20 protein-coding genes are annotated in these 20,704 nt (G+C 59.5%); 14 read left to right on the top strand and 6 right to left on the bottom strand.

The window, feature by feature from the left end:
• The 14 genes from soxA to ACM66T_RS03835 all read left to right on the top strand — a co-directional run bounded on the left by soxA (nucleotide 1) and on the right by ACM66T_RS03835 (nucleotide 14,513).
• Nucleotides 1-771, top strand: a complete 771-nt coding sequence (gene soxA, locus ACM66T_RS03900; RefSeq protein WP_231020493.1) for a sulfur oxidation c-type cytochrome SoxA — start codon at nucleotides 1-3, stop codon at nucleotides 769-771.
• Between the two features lie 11 nt (nucleotides 772-782).
• Nucleotides 783-2,549 carry a thiosulfohydrolase SoxB gene (gene soxB, locus ACM66T_RS03895; RefSeq protein WP_231020492.1) on the top strand — a complete coding sequence of 589 codons (1,767 nt, stop codon included), beginning with the start codon at nucleotides 783-785 and terminating at the stop codon, nucleotides 2,547-2,549.
• 161 nt (nucleotides 2,550-2,710) lie between these two features.
• A complete protein-coding gene (locus ACM66T_RS03890; RefSeq protein ID WP_416768793.1) occupies nucleotides 2,711-4,267 on the top strand; it encodes an OprD family outer membrane porin in 1,557 nt (518 codons plus the stop codon).
• Nucleotides 4,268-4,280: 13 nt separating this feature from the next.
• Nucleotides 4,281-5,189: an MBL fold metallo-hydrolase gene (locus ACM66T_RS03885; protein WP_416768792.1), complete on the top strand. Its 909-nt coding sequence runs from the start codon at nucleotides 4,281-4,283 to the stop codon at nucleotides 5,187-5,189.
• Nucleotides 5,182-5,559 (top strand): thioredoxin family protein, encoded by a 378-nt coding sequence (locus ACM66T_RS03880; RefSeq protein ID WP_416768791.1) that lies wholly within the window; start codon nucleotides 5,182-5,184, stop codon nucleotides 5,557-5,559. The genes ACM66T_RS03885 and ACM66T_RS03880 overlap by 8 nt, the downstream gene beginning before the upstream one ends.
• A gap of 1 nt (nucleotide 5,560) precedes the next feature.
• Nucleotides 5,561-5,992, top strand: a complete 432-nt coding sequence (locus tag ACM66T_RS03875) for a DsrE family protein (protein WP_231020488.1) — start codon at nucleotides 5,561-5,563, stop codon at nucleotides 5,990-5,992.
• Nucleotides 5,993-6,002: 10 nt separating this feature from the next.
• Complete coding sequence (locus ACM66T_RS03870; protein ID WP_416768790.1) at nucleotides 6,003-6,929, top strand: DUF302 domain-containing protein; 927 nt, start codon at nucleotides 6,003-6,005, stop codon at nucleotides 6,927-6,929.
• Nucleotides 6,930-7,121: 192 nt separating this feature from the next.
• Complete coding sequence (locus ACM66T_RS03865; protein WP_231020486.1) at nucleotides 7,122-7,583, top strand: DsrE family protein; 462 nt, start codon at nucleotides 7,122-7,124, stop codon at nucleotides 7,581-7,583.
• A 49-nt stretch (nucleotides 7,584-7,632) separates the two neighbouring features.
• On the top strand, nucleotides 7,633-8,943 hold the full coding sequence (locus ACM66T_RS03860; protein WP_231020485.1) for a hypothetical protein: 1,311 nt from the start codon (nucleotides 7,633-7,635) through the stop codon (nucleotides 8,941-8,943).
• An 89-nt stretch (nucleotides 8,944-9,032) separates the two neighbouring features.
• Nucleotides 9,033-9,308 (top strand): hypothetical protein, encoded by a 276-nt coding sequence (locus tag ACM66T_RS03855; protein WP_231020484.1) that lies wholly within the window; start codon nucleotides 9,033-9,035, stop codon nucleotides 9,306-9,308.
• 9 nt (nucleotides 9,309-9,317) lie between these two features.
• Nucleotides 9,318-9,986: a carbonic anhydrase gene (locus ACM66T_RS03850; protein WP_416768789.1), complete on the top strand. Its 669-nt coding sequence runs from the start codon at nucleotides 9,318-9,320 to the stop codon at nucleotides 9,984-9,986.
• Entirely contained in the window at nucleotides 9,983-10,342 is a 360-nt protein-coding gene (acpS, locus tag ACM66T_RS03845) for a holo-ACP synthase (protein WP_231020482.1), read from the top strand. The genes ACM66T_RS03850 and acpS overlap by 4 nt, the downstream gene beginning before the upstream one ends.
• A 7-nt stretch (nucleotides 10,343-10,349) precedes the next feature.
• On the top strand, nucleotides 10,350-12,719 hold the full coding sequence (locus ACM66T_RS03840) for an AAA family ATPase (RefSeq protein WP_231020481.1): 2,370 nt from the start codon (nucleotides 10,350-10,352) through the stop codon (nucleotides 12,717-12,719).
• 198 nt (nucleotides 12,720-12,917) lie between these two features.
• Nucleotides 12,918-14,513, top strand: coding sequence for a hypothetical protein (locus ACM66T_RS03835; RefSeq protein ID WP_231020480.1), 1,596 nt, complete (start codon nucleotides 12,918-12,920; stop codon nucleotides 14,511-14,513).
• 46 nt (nucleotides 14,514-14,559) lie between these two features.
• Here the strand turns inward: ACM66T_RS03835 and ACM66T_RS03830 are convergent, their stop codons facing one another.
• Genes ACM66T_RS03830 through ACM66T_RS03805 form a run of 6 tightly spaced genes read right to left on the bottom strand, consistent with a single transcriptional unit; the run spans nucleotide 14,560 to nucleotide 20,661 of the window.
• Nucleotides 14,560-15,234, bottom strand: a complete 675-nt coding sequence (locus tag ACM66T_RS03830) for a DUF4386 domain-containing protein (RefSeq protein ID WP_231020479.1) — start codon at nucleotides 15,232-15,234, stop codon at nucleotides 14,560-14,562.
• Between the two features lie 34 nt (nucleotides 15,235-15,268).
• The gene (thiS, locus tag ACM66T_RS03825; RefSeq protein ID WP_231020478.1) at nucleotides 15,269-15,469 is read right to left on the bottom strand and encodes a sulfur carrier protein ThiS; all 201 of its coding nucleotides are present in this window, start codon (nucleotides 15,467-15,469) and stop codon (nucleotides 15,269-15,271) included.
• Nucleotides 15,470-15,499: 30 nt separating this feature from the next.
• Nucleotides 15,500-16,492 (bottom strand): SAM-dependent methyltransferase, encoded by a 993-nt coding sequence (locus tag ACM66T_RS03820; protein ID WP_231020477.1) that lies wholly within the window; start codon nucleotides 16,490-16,492, stop codon nucleotides 15,500-15,502.
• Entirely contained in the window at nucleotides 16,489-17,784 is a 1,296-nt protein-coding gene (locus ACM66T_RS03815; protein ID WP_231020476.1) for a TolC family protein, read from the bottom strand. Before ACM66T_RS03815 ends, ACM66T_RS03820 begins: the two co-directional genes overlap by 4 nt.
• Nucleotides 17,741-18,928, bottom strand: coding sequence for an aspartate aminotransferase family protein (locus tag ACM66T_RS03810; protein ID WP_231020475.1), 1,188 nt, complete (start codon nucleotides 18,926-18,928; stop codon nucleotides 17,741-17,743). Before ACM66T_RS03810 ends, ACM66T_RS03815 begins: the two co-directional genes overlap by 44 nt.
• The gene (locus tag ACM66T_RS03805; RefSeq protein WP_416768788.1) at nucleotides 18,922-20,661 is read right to left on the bottom strand and encodes a molybdopterin-dependent oxidoreductase; all 1,740 of its coding nucleotides are present in this window, start codon (nucleotides 20,659-20,661) and stop codon (nucleotides 18,922-18,924) included. Before ACM66T_RS03805 ends, ACM66T_RS03810 begins: the two co-directional genes overlap by 7 nt.
• Between the last annotated feature and the right edge of the window lie 43 nt (nucleotides 20,662-20,704).

The raw sequence follows: 20,704 nt of genomic DNA, 5'->3' as shown, positions 1-20,704 counted from the left end.
ATGAAAGTTACATCAATCATTGCGGCCACCCTGCTTTGCGGGACGCTGGCCATGGGCGGCGAGCAGTTCGCCATGAGCGACGCCGACCGCGCGCTCTATGCGGAACTGCTGGAGAACAACCCGGCGGAGATGGACGTCGAATGGGGCGGCGAGCTCGTCGATGAGAACTGCGGCGGCGACGCCGGCCTGGCAAAGTTCCTGGGCGTTTCCGAAGCGAAGCTCCCCGCGTACATTGCCGGCTTCCCCCGCTATATCAAACAGTTTGATGCCGTCCTCGGTATCGACCAGGTGATGCAGGCGCTGATGGCCGAGAACGGTCACAAGCCGTTCAAGCTCAGCAGCAAAGAGATGTTTGCGATGCTGGCCTACGCCAAATCGCTGGCCAACGAGGAAGCGGTGGCGATCGACGTCAACGCCAACCCGCAGATGAAGGCGGCCTATAAACTGGGCGAAGAGGTCTTTATGACAGCGCGCGGCGGCCGCGGGCTTTCGTGCAACAGCTGCCACTCCGCCGACATCGTCGGTTCGGTACTGCGCACCCAGCCCCTGCCGGACCTGGGCGAAGCCGGCGCCGGTGCGACCTGGCCCGCGTACCGGATGACGAAGTCCTCCCTGCGCACCCTCCAGCGCCGCTTCCAGGGGTGTATGAAAAACGCCCTGCTGGCGGTGCTCCCGATCGGTTCGGATGAGATGGTGGGCCTTGAGGTCTATGTCACCACTCTCGCGAAAGCCAAGAACAAAACGATCGCGATCCCCGGCCTGAAACGCTAAAGGACAGATGAATGGATATTTCAAGAAGAGACTTTCTGCAGATCGCAGCGGCCCTGGGACTGGTGACGGTTTCCAACGGCTACGCGACGACCGTCGGGGGGAAAAACCCCGCGGACATCTCGCTTGCGGATCTGTATGACTTCAAAGAGACGGGCAATGTGACCCTGCTGCACATCTGTGACCTGCATGCGCACATCAAGCCCCTCTACTGGCGCGAGCCTTCGACCCTGATCTCGGCGCCGAACCTCGTGGGGACGCCCGGTTTCCTCTGCGGCGAAGCTTTTGCCAAGCACTACGGGCTGGAGCCCAGCTCCCTCGACGCCTACTTCGACACCCACATGGATTTTGCCGCCCTGGCGCGCAAATTCGGGAAGATGGGCGGCATCGCCCACATGAAGACCCTGATCGACGAGGTCGAACGCCAGCGCGGCAAGGAGAAAGTCCTGCTGCTCGACTCCGGCGACACCTGGCAGGGCACCGGCGTCGCGCTGAAGACAGAGGGCGAAGCGATCGTCAAGGCCCAGAACTACCTCGGCGTCGACGTCATGGTCGGCCACTGGGAGTTCACCTACGGCAAAGAGCGGGTCAAGGAGCTCATTGACAAACTCGATGCGAAGTTCGTCTCCCAGAACATTATCGGGGACGACCCCTTCTCCGAAGAGTACGAAGAGCTCATTTTCGAGCCCTATACCATCGAAGAGCGCAACGGGGCGAAGATCGGCATTATCGGCCAGTCTTTCCCGTTCACCTCGACGGCGAACCCGAAAGAGTTCACCGAGGGGTGGAGCTTCGGGCTGCGGCTTGACACGCTGCAGGAGTATGTCGACGAGCTGCGCGAAGAGCACAAGGTCGACTGTGTCGTCGTGCTGTCGCACGACGGTTTCAGCGTCGACCAGGAGGTGGCACGCAAGGTCCACGGGATCGACTTTATCCTCAGCGGCCATACGCACGACCCCTCCCCGAAGCCTATTGTCATCGACGGCACGGTCATCGTCATCGCAGGCAGCCACGGCAAATACGTCGGGCGCCTCGATATCGATATCCGGGACCACAAGGTCAAAGGGTATGAGTACAAGCTCATCCCGGTCGCGTCGAACATCATTCCGGCGGACCCGGTGGGTGAGAAGCTCGTTGCGGAGCTCTATGCTCCCTTTGACAAGGAGTTCAATGAAGTGCTCGGGAAAACGAAGGGGCTGCTCTACAAGCGCGACACCTTCTTCTCGACCTTCGATCAGCTTATCAATGACGCGATCATGGATGAAATGAAATGCGACATCTCCTTCACGCCGGGCTACCGGTGGGGGACAACGGTCCTTCCGGGAGACGACATTCTGATGGACAACGTCTACGAGATGTGCGGGATCACCTATCCCAACGTCTACACCTTCGAGCTGAAGGGCGAACGTATCGCCAACCTGCTTGAAGATATCGCCGACAACGTCTTCAACGCCAACCCGCTCTATCAGCAGGGCGGCGATATGAGCCGCCTCGGCGGGGTGACCTACGACATCGCCGTCGGCAACGCCCGCGGCAAGCGTATCAGCAATCTTCTTGTGGGGGGCAAACCGATCGATCCGAAGCGGACCTATGTCGTTTCGTCATGGGGAGGCAACCTCCAGAATGCGGGCGAGAATCTCCAAAAAGAGAAAATCCGTCCCGTCTATGATGTCGTCCGTGACTATATCCGCCGCAAAAAAGTGGTGGATGTCAGCAATGCGGGCAATGTCAAGCTGCTGGATTACGATTGCGGCTGTCCTTCCAAGGGGGGAGGCTGCTGAGAGATTGCACGGTCGGCACCGTCACGGTGTCGTGGGAGTAGGTGTCTAAGGACAAGACGGCGGCAGCTGCTACCTGCCGCCAGCCAGTGATAGTGTCACGGGGACATTCGTTCATCACCAGTGACATTATCTCTCTTTTACATTGAAAAAAGGATGAGTAAATGGCTAATATTAAATCAATGAAATTCATTTCGACTGCCGCCGCGGCCGCGCTGGCCTGTACATTGACGAGCAGTGCTTCTGCCGCCGACGGCGAAGCATTCACGCCCAAGCGCTCCCTGAAGGGGAACATGATGGAAGTCTACAACGTGCTCCCCGGCAAAGCGGATACCATCACCGATATGTTTGCCAAGGGCGTCGTCTACGGCCGTCTGCGCGTTAACTCCTTCAACTGGGACTGGAAAAACGACGATACGGCGCAGACGAAGAACAAGGACAACCGTGCCCTGGGGCTCGGCGGTAACCTGATCTACAAAACCGCGTCCCTCTACGGCCTGAGCGCCGGTGCGGGTCTGTACTATACCGACGAACCGTTCCCGGGCGAGCGTATGTCCGAAGCTAACATCGGCTACCTCAAGGCGGGCAAGGATACGACCAGCCGCTACAACGTCAACCGCCTCGGCAACTACGGCTTTGCGACGCTGGCGCAGGCCTATGTCCAGTATGACATTTCCAAAACCTCCTTCGTCGCCGGCCGTCAGATCTTCGAGAGTTTCCTGACCAAGTCCAACGACACGAAGATGATCCCGAACACCTTCGAGGGTTACTCCTTCACGACCAAAGAGCTCCCGCAGACACGGATCCGCGGTGCCTGGTTCTACCAGCAGAAGCTGCGCGACCATGAGACCTTCCACGACGTCCTCACTTTTGATGACTCCAACACGAGCGTCAAAACGCAATGGAACGGCAATGACGACTCCGCGGTCCACAAGGGTCTGAGCGTCAACAACTTCCGTGCGGCGGGTAAGGACATCACCCATTCGCTGATCGTCGCCGACGTACAGAACAAATCAATCAAGAACCTGCAGCTCGACCTGACCTACGGCGGCGTCCCGGGCGTCGTCAGCTCCCTGACCGGTGAGATCAACTATGCCATTCCGCTCGGAGGCTGGAAGATCACGCCGGGTGCCCGCTACATGAAACAGATGGACGACGGCGGCGGTAAGGTCGGTGGTGCCTCCCTCAAAGGGACCCTCGTCGACTGGACCGGCGGTACGGCCGTCTTTGACAACACCAAGGGTTACGATACCCCTGACAGCCTCGACTCCAGCCTCTGGATGGCGCGTCTCGTCGCGGAAACCGGCCCGCTTAAAATGATGGTCGCCTACTCCGCCGTCGCCGACGAAGCGGATATTGTCGCGCCGTGGCGCGGCTTCCCGACCGGCGGCTACACCCGTGCGATGGCGCAGTACAACTGGTACGCCAATACCAAGACGACTGCCGCGCAGGTCAACTTCAACTTCGACAAGGCCAACCTGGTCTCCGGTCTGAGCGCGATGGTCCGTTACGCAATGCAGGACTTCGACGAGGACAAGCAGGCGGCCGGTGTACAGGCGGACAGCAATATCATCCATATCGACCTGATCGAAAAGGTCAAAGCTGTTCCGGGCCTGGAAGCCAAAGTCCGCATCGGCCTGGTCGATGCCAAAGATCGTGAAGCGGGGTATGACAAAGACTCCTACAACGAATACCGCTTCGAGCTGAACTACCTCTTCTAGGAAGGATTGACAGATGAAAATGCTCTGGACTGTGTGGCTTAGCATCACATCGGCAGTGGCGTTCGAGTACCATCTCGAACCGGTCAGTGTCGACCGGGGCATCTACTGTTTTTTCGGAAAACCGGAGGTGATGAACAGCGTTAACAACGGCAACATGGTCAACAGCTGCTACGTCGATACCGGCCACCGCTGGCTCGTCATCGACAGCGGCCCGACCTACGCCTATGCCAAAGAGGCCGCCGAGATCATGCTGCGCATCAAGGCACAGAAGACCGGCCCGGTCATCGACACCCATGTGCACGACGACCACTGGCTGGGCAACGGCTATTTCGCAGCCCGGGGTGCCGAGGTGATCGGTCCCCGCCTCTTCAAAAAGGCGGTCAGCCTCACGGAAAAGACGCGGATGCAGCAGCGCATCAGCCCCGAAGCCTATGAAGGCACGGAAATTGCGCTGCCGACCCGCTACGTCGACACCAACGAAACCCTGCGCATCGACGGCGAGGATATCCGGATCATCCGCCTCACCCGCCGCGCCCATACCGCAGAAGACCTTCTGGTCTATTTCCCCTCCCGGCAGACGCTGTTTGCCGGGGACCTGGTCTTCAACGACCGTATCCCCTCCCTGCGCGACGGCGACCTCCACGGATGGATCGCCGCGCTGGAGATGATACGGGCAATGCCGCTGAAACACATCATCGGCGGCCACGGCAAAAGCACCGGCAAAGACGCACTGCAGATGACCTATGTTTACCTGACGCAGCTGCGCGACCGTGTCCGCGATGCCATCGACGATGGCATCGGCATTGCCGAGGCCACCAAAACGATCCGCCTCGACGCTTTCCGCAATGTCGCCCTTTATGATGCGATGCATGCGCAAAACGTCGAGGTGGCCTACCGGATGCTGGAGTGGGACGATGAATAAGCTGGTGTGGCTGCTGTTGCCGCTGCTTGCCGACGCCGTCGAGTGGCGCAGCTGGGAAGCAGGCAAGGCCGAAGCGCACCAGAGCGGCAGGAACATCCTGGCCGCCCTCGTACGCGACGACTGCCACTACTGCCACGACATGGAGCGGGCCGTCTTTGACGATCCGGCCATGAGCCGCTGGGTCGAGGCGTGCTTCGTCCCGGTCAAGATCAACCTCTCGGAGCGGGATGTTCCCTTTAAAGCGCGGGTCCCGATGACCCCGACGTTTGTCATCCTGCAGCCCGAGGGGGGCGTGATTAAAACCGTCCCGGGTTCGTGGAACCGGGAGGATTTCACCGCACTGACCGCTTCGGCGTGCACAAAGGAGTAACATGCGTTTTCTGATCATTTTGCTGGCCTGGGGCCTCTGGCTGAACGCCGATACGGAGTTCGCCGATCCCAAACCGGCCCTTGATAACCCCCGCCAGGTCGTTTTCTCGGTGACCGAAGGGACTGACGAGGCGATCAACCATGTCCTCAGCTCCGCCAACAACGTGCTGAAGTTCTACGGCCCCGAAAAGGTCCAGATGGAGATCGTCGCCTATTCGGGAGGGATCCGTACCCTGCTCAAGAACAACCCGAAAATTGCGGAACGGGTGCGCACTCTGATGCTGTACGACGTCACCTTTGTCGCCTGCGGCAACACCATGCGCACCAAAAACATTACCGAAGACCAGCTCATCGACGACGTCGAAGTCGTCACCGCCGGCATCGTCGAGATGATCGAACGGGTCAAAGAGGGCTGGGTCTATATCAAACCGTAAGGATTACACCATGATGAAACACATACTGTTTTTACTCTTTTCGACCGTGATCGCACTGCATGCCCAGGGCGACCTGCGGATTTTCAGCGTCGATAACGACCCCAAGAGCGATCTGCCGCAGGTGATCGAACGTTCACTTGCAGCCAACGGCTTCACCATCGCCGCCAATACGGAGATGAACAAACCGTTTAACATCCAGTTCCAGCAGAGCGACTTCGACGTCTTTTACCTGCTGACGGCCTACCATACGGACCTCTCCCGTACGCTCGTCGTCAAGTATCCCGATGCCGGCATCTTCGTGCCGATGGGCTTCGGGATCTACCAGCACAAAGGCGAGAAGCAGCTGCACGTCTCCGTCCTGACGGCTGAAGCGATGGCCAAGATCATCGGCCTTCGCAGCGTCGACCCGATCCTGAAAAAGATCGAGGCGGCGGCGCTAAAAGCCCTGGAATCAGCAATGCCGAAGGCCTCCGTCGCGATCGAGAACGAGAACCCGCTCCCGGCGTCGGGACCGCTGGTTTCGACCTACAGCCTCGAAGTCGAAGAGGATGAGTACGATGACGTTAAAGAGGAACTCGCCATGGGAATCCAGGGCGGTCTCAGTCCCAAAGGGTTCGTCCTCTCCAACACCCTCGATTTCGAAATGGTCGTCGGGGAGGATGAGAGTATCGACAACCCCTTCGATTTCTACGACACCTACTCCATCTGCAAGCTGAAGGTGATCTACAACGTCGCCAAGACGCGCCCGCAGGCTTCGGCCTTCGCGCCCTGTACGATGATGATGTACAAGAAAAAAGGGGACGACAAGATCGTCATCGGTTTCCCCGGCGTCTACAACTGGATGAGCAGCGCCCGCGTCCAGGATGATGCGGCCAAAGCCGAACTGATGAAGGCCCAGGAGGATTTCGAAACGCTGCTGGGCGACCTGACGGAGTAACCCTCCGTCCGGTCCCCGGGGCTGCCTGCAACCCTCGGCTCCCCTCCCTGCCGAACTGGTTTGATTCATTCTTCTACTCCTACGTTTGTTCCGTCCCAAACCGCAGGCAGCCACGGGGACCGGACACTAAACAGAAGCCTTTACATATTTTTTACTTTCCCCCGGTAAGATGCACTCCACCAAGGAGACTGTATGAAAAAACTCTTTCTCATCCTGCTGACCGTCCTCTCGCTCTTTGGCGCGGAGAACCCCAAAGTCGTCATCGACCTGACCACCGGCGACATGCACACCTTTGAGCAGAAGATTCTCAAAGGGATCGTTGCCCACAAGACCTATTTTGAGAACCAGCTCAAAGAGCTCGATGTCGCCGTTGTCATCCACGGCAACGCCTACAAGTTCTTTCTCAAAGAGCCGGCGCACTTCGACTTTGCCAAAGATCCGGAACTGCTCAAAGCCGCCCCGGAACTCGCCAAGCGCATCGCCGCCCTTGCCGAGACCTATGACGTGGCGTTTCTGATGTGCCGGGCGGGGATGACCAAGAAAAAAATCGACGCCAAAGATATCTACCCCGGCATCGCGACCGTCCTCAACGCCGGTGTCGGCCTGATCGAAAAACAGAACGAAGGATACGCCTACCTCCCCGTCGCCGACTGAACGGCTTATTGGCTTTCTTGAAGTACAATAGGAGTTCAAGGAAGCGCCCATGAACCCCTATCTTCTCCCGGCACTGCTTCTGAGCGCAGCGCTGCTCTTCGCCGTTCCCGTCCCCAAAGCGACCGACGATCCCGCAGTGAACCTCACCCGTTACCTCACCTACCGCTCCGAGGGCAGGATCACCCCCGAATGCCACGCGGAGCGCACGCAGTTTGTCTGCCGGGCACAGCGTCAGAGGATCGAAGAGCGCGATGCCAACCGCACCTCCGTCACCGCCTTCAAGGCGGCGACCGCATCGTTCAACGAGGCGCTGGGGGTGCTGCTGCACAAAGAGGCCTTTGACGCCGCGATGAAGGAGGTGGAGGAACTTGAACGTCTGCAGCGGCAGCACCTTGCCGCCGAAAAACCCTATTTCGCCCCGCCCTCAACCCCCCGAAAAGATGCGCTGGAACGGGCCCTTGTCGGCAATCTCGAAGAGCTTGACGTCTCGGATTTCGACTACGACCAGTACGATCCCCAGGCCCATCTGCACATCGATACCCTCCATTTCGCCAACAGGATGAAGCGGACGGCGAAGGGGGCCGCCTTCGCCGAACGTGTGCTCGGAAACGTCTCGCTCGATTACGCCGGGGCCACCCTCGAGACGAACGAGACGGAGAGCAGCTACGCTGCGGCCCCCTACCTGCTCGAAGCCTGGTTCGACACCAACGACACCGTCAGGGCCGATTATGTCGGAAAGAGGCTGCATACCCTTTACGCCGAGCAGCTCGCCTCCCCGTTTTCCGGCCACCTGTCACTTGAGACCTCCTATGAGGGGAACGATACCATCGACAGCCGTTTCACCTCCCGCAACGACAACGCGAAAGGGAACCACGACACCCTGACGCTGCACGTCACGCTGCGCAACGCCTCGGCCCTTTTTACCCCGGCAAGGAAACCGCCGCATTCGGGTACCCCCGACCTTCTTTTCAAGGCCCTGCATGCGTTAAGCAGCGCCGACGGCCGCGCCTACCGCACCCTGCTCGGCAAAGACAAACGCTTCGCCGCCTACATCGGCCAGTACGACACCCTGCTGCACCGTGCCTTCGAACGCAAACGCACAAAGTTCGCCTACAGTCCCGCCCTGACGCGCTGGCTCACCGAGGCGGAATCGGCCTTCTCCGCCCTGCTCATGGGCCGGGCCGACACCCTGGAGATCAACGTCACGAACCGCAGCGGCCAGAGTACCCTGCAGCTTTTCAGCCTGTTGATCGGGCAGTTGACAGCCCTCCCGTCCTCCCCGGACCGCCGCCCCGATCTGGAGAAGATCTTCGCCGACACCGCCGCAACCCACCTGGAGGTCAGAATCGAAGCACGTTGAGCTCACCGGCCGCGAAACGCCCCCGTGATTTGCTTCCTTCAAAAGAGTTGCAGTATAATCAACCCAAAGATCAACGGCAGAGGATTCCTATGGCAGCACCATGCATTGATGCGGACTACAAAGGCGAAGAGCGCTACACCAAAATCACACTGGCTTACGATACGGAAGAGCAGTATAAAGAGATCAATGCCGCCCTGGCCCAGATCCACGAAGAGCACAAGCTCGACCGCAGTGTCTACCTGACCGAAAGTGCCGGCGGGCGCAAACTGATCGTGGTGGAGTATCACGACGATTACGACCGCGAAGCAGGCGCCATCTTCGAGAAACTGATGAAGATGCTCAACATCGAGCGCTGTCAACTCTGATCACCTCCCATGCAGACATACGCCGAAGGGAACGAACTCTTTCAACAGGTCTATTTCAAAGAGCATGAAGCGGAACTGCTCCGCCTCGCCAAGGAGGGGCAGAGCCCGAAAGCCCTCTTTATCGGCTGCTCGGACTCCCGAGTCATCCCCGACCTCATGGTACAGAGCAAACCCGGCGACCTCTTCGTCATGCGCAACGTCGGCAATTTCGTCCCCGTCTATAAGCCCGACGAAGATTTCCACGCCACCGCCACGGCGATCGAATACGCCGTCAGCGTCCTCAAGGTCTCCGAGATCATCATCTGCGGCCACACCCATTGCGGCGCCTGCCAGGCACTCTACGAAGAGATCAGCGACCCCGGGCTTATCCACACGCGCAAATGGCTCTCCCTGGGGATGAAGGCGAAAGAGAACGCGGTCGCCACCCTGGGAATGGACGGGGACCGTGAAACGCTGCTTCGCCTCACCGAGCAGCTCTCCATCCTCTCCCAGATCGAGAACCTCCTCACCTACCCCTATGTCAACAAACTGGTCAAAGAGGAGAAGCTCTTTATCCACGGCTGGTACTACGATATCGAAACGGGCCACATCCGCTACTACGACCCCGAGAAAAAAAGCTTTGTACCGCTGAGCGACCTCGGCAAACAGCACCAGATCGACGACTACGAGCAGCTATGATCGGTATCGACCTCGTCAAGATCGAGCGCATCGAAGGGATGATTGCGCGTCACGGCGAGCGGGCGCTGCAGCGCTTTCTCTCCCCCGATGAGATCGCCCTCGTAGGGAAGCCCCATACCGCCGCAGGTTTCTGGGCCGCCAAGGAGGCCTGCGCCAAAGCGCTGGGGTGCGGCATCGGCGGCGAATGCGGCTTCCATGATATCGTCATCACCAAAACCGGCCGCGGCGCCCCCCAGCTTGCCCTCTCCGAGACGGTCCGCGAACGTTTCGGCATCACCGACGCTTCCCTCTCCATCACCCACGACGGCGGCTTCGCCATCGCCGTCGTTGCACTTGAAGGCAAAAACTCCCTATAATAGTCGTATGAATACGACACCCCAGACCTTTCCCGCAACGATCGGCCAGGAAAAACCGGCAGCACTGCTGGAGCAGTGGTTGGGGCGGTTCGGACAATGCCCCCATTTCGGGGGCGTCGCCGACCTCCTCGTCATTGCCGGGCCTCCCGCTTCCGGGAAAAAGCTGATAATGCTGCAGACCCTGGCCCGTCTGGGGCGCGAGCGTCTGCACCTGCACATGGGGGAGTTCGCCTTCGCCGACGATGCCGAACGGCTGCTGGGGACGAAGGGCATTCTGACGCGCTGGGTCACCGAACATCCGGAGGGGGCGATTGTCTTCGAGGACATCGACGAGGCCGATCATGCGATTCAGCGCGCCGTCGCCGCCATCATTACCGACGGCGCGCCGGGGGCCCCGGAACGGTACGGCCGTACGCTCTTCGTGCTTCTTTTCAAGATCAAATCCCCCGAATGGATCGGTAAGCAGTTCCTCGGCCGCTATTACGACCAGCCGCTGCTGGAGCAGGCCCATCTCTACGAAGGGCTGGCAACCACGGGAATGCCCGATGAGAGCGGCATCCTCCGTGCGCTTTTCGACCCGGAACTTCTCAACGTCATGAGCGAAACGGATCTCATCCTCCTCTACCCCCACGACCTGCAGACCCTTCGGGCCATCACCGAACAGATCCTGCACACCGCAGCCGCGCGCTGGAACGCGGTCAGGCCCGTTCCCCTCGAAGTGCGGCACCCTTCCGAACTTGCCCTCGCACTGCTGCTCTCCTTCTCCCCCTACCTCAATACGACCCGGGTCGCGCACCGTCTTCCGGCCTATCTCTTCGATCTCGCCGCTGCGGACATGCCCGAAACGGGCCGCATCGTTCTCGACGTCTCCAAAGATGCGCGCAACTGGCTGCGCAGTGCCTTCGCCGACGAATCGGACCTGAAAGCCTTCGGCAAATACGACCGCCGTTTCAGCCTGAACTGGGAACGCCACGACAGCAAAGAGGGGACGGAACTGCGCCTGCGCGACATTGAAGAGCACTCCCAGGAGATCACCCCGCTGAGCGCGCAGGGCGACCGCCTGACCATCCACCCGGTGGGCCGCACCGGCTTCGACGCCATCGCCGGTCAGAACCGCGTCAAACAGCAGCTCGCATCCCTTGTGGCGCTGCTGCATAACGACCGGGGACTGAAAACCTTCGGGATCACCCTCCCCAAAGGCCTGCTGCTCTACGGCCCCGAAGGGGTCGGCAAGACCCTGCTCGTCAAAGCCTTTGCCAAGGAAGCCGGCCTCCCCTATCTCTACCTGCGCGGCAGCGACCTCTTCAACGAGGAGCTGATCGAGGCGGCATTCCAGCGGGCCCGCCAGGCCGCCCCGCTCCTGGTCATTCTCGACAATGTCGACGTCAAGGGGATCATCGAGGGCACCTACACGCCGATTCCGACCGAAGCGCTGGACGCTGCGATCGACGGGAGTCCGGACTCACCGGAAAATTTCGTCTTTACCGTCATGACGGCGCAGCACAAAGAGGAGGTGCCCGTCGCGCTGATGCATCCGGGCCGCATCGACCAGTTCGTGGAGGTGCCGGAACTCGACAGGGAAGCCCGGCTCTTTTTCGCCAAACAGCTCCTCGAAAAACCCCATGAAAAGATCGACATCGAACGTATTACCCGCTATATGAGCGGCATGAACGGCTACGAGCTCGGCCGCATCGCCAAAGCCTGTGCGCTGGAAGCGATCAAGCAGAACAAAGCCACACTGGACGAACAGATCATTATTGACCAGATCAACACCATCAAATACGGCAGCCGTCTTGAGAAGAAACGCCTCAAGAACTTCGAAGAGGACCTGCGGCGCAGTGCCTACCACGAAGCCGCCCACGCCGTCACCTCCATGGTGCTCCTGCCCGAGGTCGAAATCGAACAGGTTACCGTCATTCCCCGCAGCGAGACCCTCGGGCTCGTCTCCTATACCCAGGAGCAGCTTCAGGCAAACATGAGCGCGGATGAACTGCGCGCCAACATCGCCGTCTCCCTGGCGGGACGACTGGCGACCGTCAAACAGTACGGCGAGGGCGAAGGGATCGAAACGGGAGCCTATAACGATCTGCAGCAGGCGACCCTCTACGCCTACAGCGCCGTCGCCCAATACGGCATGGACAGCCAGCTGCAGAACATCAGTATCGAGATGCTGCAGCAGAATGTCAGCAACACGCTCTATGACAGCCAGCTGCAATCGCGCATTGCCGTCTGGATCGCAGAGGGTACCGCCCGGGCCAAAGAGGTCATCGATGCGCACTGGGCGCTGATCGAGACCGTTGCCCAGCGTCTTATCGCCGTCGAATTCATCGAGGGGAGCGAACTCAAATCCCTCCTAAACGCCCCTCCCACCGCCTAAAAAAGAGCCTCTTCTCACGCCCTTTGCGGCAGCGCTTTTCGCAAGTTCAATTTTGTGTTTATCAGTTCTTAAGCTCTCAAGGAATAATATTTAGTTATGGAAGAAACGAAACGGTTTGGCTTTAGAAGCCAATAGGCACAGGGGAAACACATCGTGATCTTACGCTGTCCCTGCCCCTCAAGTGAAAAGGTTCCGAAAATGAAACAGATCACATTGAATGGGCGGATTTGGAGAAATCTCCTCGCTGCAACGCTGCTGCTTGGCGCCGGCGCCAATGCATTCGCGTGGGAGAAGCCCCATGCGACGGGTCAATTTGAACTCGACGGGAATATCATCAGCGAAGCGGCCGTTCCCGGAGACGACTGGCAGGATATCGCCAACGGACTGGACAGCGCCTTCAGCGACAGCGGCATCATTGCCGACGGGCTCGGAATGAGCATCTTCACCGGCGGCGGTTCGAAGGACGTGCGCAATGTCAACCAGTGGCGCTGGACGGACGGTTCGGTCCCGGACAAGGATGAGATCCTCCACTCCGCCGCCGCGGCCTACAACGCCAACGGCGAACTGATCGTCTACCTGATGGGCGACCGTTACTCTACGGACGGCTCGGCACAGATGGGCGTCTGGTTTTTCCAGGACCGTGTCGCCCCGAAACCCGACGGTACCTTCTCGGGTACCCACAAGAACGGCGACGTGCTGATGCTCGCGGAGTTCGTGCAGGGGGGTACGCAGGCTAACGTCAAACTCTACAAGTGGGACACCACGCAAAAAGACAACCTGAAGCTCATCTTCGAGGGTCAGGGCGGGGGTGACAACTACTACTTCGCCACCTCCAACGGCGCCCCGACGGAGGCATGGGACACTTACACCCCAAAATCCCTCGTCGACGGCATGCCCGAACACACCTATCCCGAAAACAGCTTCTTCGAAGGGGGGATCAATCTCAGCTGGATCTTTGAAAATGCAGTCCCCTGCTTCAGCTCCTTTTTGATGGAGACGCGTTCATCCCACCGCGTCAACGCCCAGCTCAAGGATTTCGTCAGCGGCAATCTCGATACCTGTAAACTGAGTATCTCCAAAGAGTGTCTCTCCTCCGAACTCGAACGTTCCGACTACATCACGATCAACCATACCTTCAAGTATACGGTCACCAACGAAGGCTTCGGTACGATCGACCGTATCGAGTTTAAAGACGATGCGGGCAGCCCGGATGATCCCAGCGACGATCCGACCCTCAGCGACATGACGGACCTGGCGACGGGCGAATCAAGAAGCTACAGCTATACGGTCAACTCCTACCTCAACCCGCCGACCAATACGATTACGGCGACCGGTTATATCGGCGAGTACGCCATGGCACCGGAAACGGCGCAGTCAACCTGTCAGAAGGTCACGCTCAACCCGGCGATCTCCATCACGAAAAGCTGTAAACAGAAACTCGAAACGCTCGGGGGCCAAGTCGTCGTCCGCGTCGATTACGAAGGCAGGGTCTGTAACGAACAAAACGGCACCCTCCTGACCAACATTCACGTCACCGACGACAAGTCCGGTGAGATGTTCGATTACGATGCCCTCTACCCGGCAGACGACCCGCAGGGCCGGACCCAGTGCGAAAGCTTCAGCAGCACCTACCACCCGACAGCGACGGTCTCCGAATGCGCGATCAACAACTCGCACAGCAACACCGTCGTAGCGATCGGTACCGAGCCGCTTAACGGCACCGAGGTCAGGGCGACCGCGACATCAAACTGCCCCCTCTGTGACGAAGCGTGTGTCGAACCGGCACAACCGTAAATATGAGAGGCGCGGATGCCTGCATCCGCCGCCTCCTCTCTCCGCTTTAGGCCCTCACCCCTTTTGCCAGCAGCCATAAAGAGAGCGACAGCTCTGCCAGCAGTGCCAGCGCGATCAGTGCCTCTGCCGTCACGGCCAAAAACGGCGCCCCCTGCGGCAGCAGCAATTGGGCAAAACTGTCGATGAGATAGCCCAGGGACGCGACCATCAGCAGTCCCCCCAGCAGACGGGGAAGATAACGGGATTTGACGATCAGTCCGCCGAGGATGAAACAATGCAGACCGAAAAAGACAAGTCCGATCGCATAGCCGCTAGCGTGGGTATCGAGCAGTTGCTGTACAATGGAAGGTGGCGCGGCGTCCGTCCCATGCAAAATGGAAAGAAGGGAAGTCAGTGCCGTGAGGTTGGCTGCCAGGACGGCGCCCATCAATAGCCGAAAAGCGGTCGCAAGCAGGGCCAGCAACCGATTAACCGGGCTGAAAAGAAGGTAGAGAGCCACGGCGGCCGTCACGTCAAACAGCAGCATGACGATGTCGGCAGCGATGCTCAGGCGGAACAGCCCCTCTGCTCCCAGGATATTCGTCGCCGTGGCCGCAGCGTCTCCCGGTACGATCAGCGGCATCCGCAGAAAAAACTCCGCGGTAATACCGGTGAGGATGACGACGAGCCAGGCTGCTCCCGCAAGCCGCGCGAATCCGTTTAGAGCTTTTTCGTTTTCCATCAGCAGCTCCTCAGCGCCTCGTCAACCGGTCGCTTCAGCCCCCGCCGACAAAGTCCAGCAGTTCGAGGCGGTCGTTGTTGTGCAACTCGTGCGTATCCCAGAGCTCCTGTTTGACGATCTCCATATTGATGGCTGCGGCCATCACCTTCTCCCGAAGGCCCATCTCGTCGAGCAGCGCGCCCAGCCGCGTATCTTCCTTGACGGTACGCGTCTCTCCGTTGATGATGATTTCCATTACTCTCTCCTTTTTAGCACCGTGCAGGGGTTATTGGGCAGTCCTGAATCGAATCATTTTGAACCGCTCGCCAAGAAACTGCGGCATGATCAGCGTCTTGACCTTTTCAAGTTCCTGTTTATAGACTTTTTCGTCTGCATTCGCTCTTAAGATCTCCAGCAGTTCCAGGATGCCCATCTCCACCAAAGCTTTCATCTGCGTCGCGTATTCGGCCATCGGCATGCCGGCGGCTTCGAACGCCTCCTTGACGTGCGCGAAGGTGACATCGTAGGTAATATCGCTTTTTTTGAAGGCTGCCGCACGGTCGAGCGCATCATCAAAGAAGGGGAACACCTCGTGCTCTTTGTAGACCCGCAGCGAGACGTCCGGCCGCGCCTGCATCTCCCCGTAATCGAAGGTGATGAACTCGCTGCGCCGCGCCGCCTGCGCCATCTCCCGCGCGAAATCCTCGTACCCGACGGCGATCTCGCCCCGGTCCTTGTGGAACTGCTCCGCCTTCGCTTTGACCCAGGCGTCATCGAGATCGAAGATAACCTCGTGGTTTTCGACCCGGCCCGTTTTGCCCTTGTAATAGAGTTCGCAGGGGAAGGCGTCAAAGATTTCGTTGGCAACGAAGAAAGCCTCTTCAACGCGCAGCTGATCCAGTGCCGAATAGTGCCGCAGCGTAACGGCGTCGCCGAACGAGTCGGCGAAGTAGCGCCGCTGCTGCTCCCGCAGATGTTCAAACCGTTCGACAATGGCAAAGGAGAGGCTCTTCAGCAGTTCGGGGCGAAGGGTGTAGATGAACTCCACGATGTCCGCGAGCAGGTAGCCGTGGTGTGCCCCGATCTCGCAGACGGTCGCGTTGGGAGTGAGGAACCCTTCGTCGATTACGTCGATCAGGTGCTTGGCAACGGTGCCGCCGAAGAACTTCGACGCACTGACGGCCGTGTAGAAATCCCCCTGTTTCCCGATGGGACGGTAGGTCGCGTAGTAGCCGTCTTCGGCATAGAGCCACTCCGTCATGTATTCGCTGAATCTCATGATTCGGGATCGCTCAGTTTCTCATACAGGTTAAGCAGTTCACGCTGGCGGTCAATCTCGTAGCTGCGCTGGCTGAGCTTCTCGATCTGCCGGGAATTGGCCAGAAGGTCGACGTCGTACTGTGTCTTCAGCCCGACCCCGTACTGCTCTTGCGTGTCGTGCAGCAGCGTCGCGTAAAGCGCTTCGTTCTCCCGAGAGAGTGCGATCTTCGCGTCGATGTTCCTGAGGTTCTCGACAACCTGCTCGTAGAGGGCGCGCAGCGCACGTTTGGTGTCGTCGATCGTGACCTTGGACTTCAGATAGGCGAGCCGTGAGGCCTCGTAGTCGTTGATGCTGTTGACGTCGATCGGCATGGAGGCCTTGAGGCCGTAGCTGTAGTAAGACGTTTCGGAGGGGTTGGACTGAACGTACGAACCGTTGATGTAGATGATCGATTCGCGCTTCTGCCAGTTGTAACTCCCCTGCAGGCTGATGCTCGGCAGGTACGATGCAAGGGTGACCGCTTTGTTGTACCCCCCCTGCGCCCGCTGCTGCCGCGCCAGGGCAAGGTCGATCGTTCCGTCCATAAAGCGCGCCTCGTCCACGGATGCAAGAAATGGGATCTTAGCTTCGCGATAATCGAGGTCGCTGATGCTCTCGAAGGCGCTGACCAGCTTCGCCTGCGCCGTCTGCAGGTCCAGTAGCGCCTGCTTGGCAAGGTTGCGCTCGATGATGGCGTTGTTCAGGAAACCCGAATCCAGCTGCCCGCTCATATACTGCTCGCGCTTCTGCAGCAGGTTGATCTCGGTATTGTCCACCTGCAGTTTCTGCTTGGCGATGCCCAGTTCGGACTGTTTGATCTGCATCAGCAGGTCGACCGCCTGTTTGATCAGCGTGCGCTCCTGCTGGGCGATGGTGAGCATGCTGACATCGCGCGACGCCTGGGCATACTTGATACCGTAATAGATCCCGCCGCTGCGGAAGATGGGCTGGTCGATGGCGATCGAAGCACTCTCCTGCTGGGTCTCCGGCGCCCCCCGCTCATTATAGGGATTCTGGCGGGTGAGGGTGTAGTTGATCAGTGCCGGCTGGATCCAGCTGTCGCGCAGCTTCGCACTCTCCTCTTCGGTCTTGGCATAATCGTACCCGAAGGCTTTGCGCTTGAGTTCTGAGAGGTAGGTGTCGAGAGAAACGCTCTGACGGTCGGCCCCGGAGCGCTGCTGCGTACCGAACAGGACCGTCGCGTTCTGCTCGGCGGCGCACAGACCGCTAGAGAGCAGCCAGAGCGCGGCGAAGGCGTGTAAACCCCTCATCCATCTCCTCCCGGCTGATAGTGAGCGGCGGCAGGAACCGCAGCGTGTTCCGCCCCGCTTTGAGGACCAGTACCCCCTCTTCGCGGGCATTCGCAATGATGCGGGCCAGGGTGTCGGCATCCTTCACCCGCAGACCGCGCATCATGCCGAAACCGACCGCATCGGTAAAGAGGCCGCGGTGCTCCTCGAACAGTTTTTTGAGCTCCGTCTCGAAATAGAGAAAAGCCTCGTCGAGTTTCCCGCTCTCCTTGTACGCCTCGAGCACGTCCAGGACGGCATTGGCCGCCGCGGTGGAGAGGTAGTTCCCCCCGAAGGTCGAACCGTGGTCGCCGGGGGCGAAGATATCCTTCTTCGCCGTCATAACGACCCCAATGGGGACCCCGCCGCCCACCCCTTTGGCCAGGGTGATGACGTCGGGTTCGATGCCGTAGAGGTTCGAGGCGAGGAACTCGCCGGTGCGGTAGATCCCTGTCTGGACTTCGTCGACCATCAGCAGCACATCTTTTGCCTTGAGCATCGCCGCGAGCGCCTTGACCTTTTCGCGATCGAGCGGCTGCACCCCACCTTCACCCTGGACCAGTTCGATCATGACCGCGACCGTATGGTCGTCAATGAGCCCCTCGATCTCGTCGATGGACTTGGCGTAGACGAAGCCGTCGGGGAAGGGACCGAAATAGTTGTGCATCGCCTCCTGCCCCGTCGCCTTGAGCGCGGTGATGGTGCGGCCGTGGAAGGAGTGTTCGAGGGTGATGATCTTGTAACGCTTCACCTGCCCGTCGACCTCCCCGTATTTGCGTGCGATCTTGATCGCCCCCTCGTTCGCCTCGGCCCCGCTGTTGCCGAAGAAGCACTTCATGTCGTAGCCGCTGCGCTCGACGATGCGGCGTGCACACTCCGCCTGCGGTTCGATTCGGTAGAGGTTCGAAATGTGGGTAATGCGCCCCACCTGCTCGCAGATCGCCTTGGTGACCACCGGGTTCCCGTGGCCGACGCTGACGACGCCGATACCGGAGGTAAAGTCGATATACTCCTTGCCCTCCGTATCCTTTAACCGTGCATTTTCGCCACTGACGAAAGCGATATCCTGCCGCGCGTAGGTCGGCAGGACAAACTGTTCGTCCATGGACTTGATCATATCTAACATGCTTCCACCTTGATTTTGTTTGCCTGATAACAGGCGTTTTCTCCTGCGAAACTGCGCAGGGATGTGGTGAGATTATTCACCCCCGGCGTCCCGGCATAGACCAGGACACAGTCGGTCAGCAGCCGGTCGTCATAGGCCAGCGGCAGCTCCAGGCTCCCCTGCTCGGAGACGAGCCGCACCGACGTTCCCTCCTCGAAACCGCACTCCGGGTGCATGTACACCCTGGACTCCCTGTCAAACTGGGAGTTGAGGCTCCGGGGACTCTTCGGGGAGATCAGGAAATAATCCTCCTCCATATCGAAATCGAAATCATACTCCTCGAGGAATAAAAACTGCCCGTCATCGGTCTCGAACCCCTCGGAGTACGGGAGCGCTTCACGCCCCTTCACGAGGGTTTTACCATCCGTCGCTTCCCCGCAGGCGAGGAAATGTTCCAGATAGTGTGCTTCGCTCTCGAGGGGTACGTCGAATGCCGTGCAGAGCGCTGCGCAGAGCGCGTACTCGCTGATGCCCGTCTCCGCTGTTTCGCACTCGGGCATCTCCAGCATTGCGTTATGGCCGTAGGCGGTGCGCACGTCGCGTTTTTCCAGGAAGGTCTTGGCCGGGATGACCAGTTCGGCCATCGCCGAAGTCTCGTTCTCATAAAGGCCGAAATAGACGACGTGCCCCGCCTTGGAGAAGCTGTCCGTCACCCGCCCCGTATCCGGCATCTGTGCCACCGGGTTGGCCCCCTGGATAAAGACGAGATCGTAATCGGAAAAGGCCGCCGCGGCTTTGGGCTCGAACCGGCGGGCCGCCGCGAAAGGCGAAGGGATGCCGCTGGACGAACTGCCCAGGAAACTGACGCCGCAGCCCGGTTTCCCGAAGAGCCCCAGCAGCGCACCGATGGCATCGATGGCGCGCAGCACTTCGTCGCCGTGGCGGTACTTCTGCACGCCGGTGCCCACCAGGATGGCGACCTTTTTGCCCTTCAGCCGTTCCAGGACACGGCCGATATCGCCGAGCCCCAGCCCGATGCCATCCAAGGCGGCTTTGATCCGCACCGTCTGAGTCAGCTCGTAGTACTCCTCGAACGCCTTGCCGTGTTCGGCCAGGTACTCGGCATCGTACATCCCCTCGATCACGATAAAGCGGGCCAGCAGCATTGCGAAATAGAGATCCCCGCCGGGCTTCAACTGGATATGGATATCCGCGCTCTCGGCGAACGCCGTCCGGACGGGATCGACGACGATGAGCTCCTTGCCCTTGAGGAAGGGAAGCAGGTGGGAGTTGGTCACGGGGACGTTCCGCCCCCAGACCATGACGACATCGGCCTCGGCGATCTGTTCGGGCGGCAGGACAAGGTTTGCGCCGCGCCCTTCGACGACACCTGCCTCTCCCGCCCCGTCGCAGAGCGAGCCCTTTGTCAGTGCCGCGCCCACGGAAGCGAAGAAGTGGTCCGTCACTCCCTGCATCAGGCCGAAGTTCCCGGAACTGCGGTAATGCAGAATCCCGTTACCCTCGCGGGCGTCGCGTACCAACGTCTCCAGATGCGCCAGCGCCGTCTCCATCGACACGACTTCGCCCCTCAGCCTCGGCTTGGCAATGCGCTCCTGTTTCTTGAAGTGGTTCAGATGGGGACAGAGATAGCCGTGGGTGTACGGATGGACTTTATCCCCTTTGAGTTTGCCCGCGTCGACGATGACGCTGCAGGCATCGTAACAGTCCAGGGGACAGGCGGTTTTCTTCTGCATGGGGCTCCCGTTTTTTCGGACAATTCTATCCCTTTTTGGCTTA

This window comes from Sulfurimonas sp. ST-25 (assembly GCF_048079205.1).
Taxonomy (GTDB): domain Bacteria; phylum Campylobacterota; class Campylobacteria; order Campylobacterales; family Sulfurimonadaceae; genus Thiomicrolovo; species Thiomicrolovo sulfuroxydans.
Note: the sequence above shows the minus strand (reverse complement) of the source record. Positions and strands in the feature narration are given on the sequence as shown.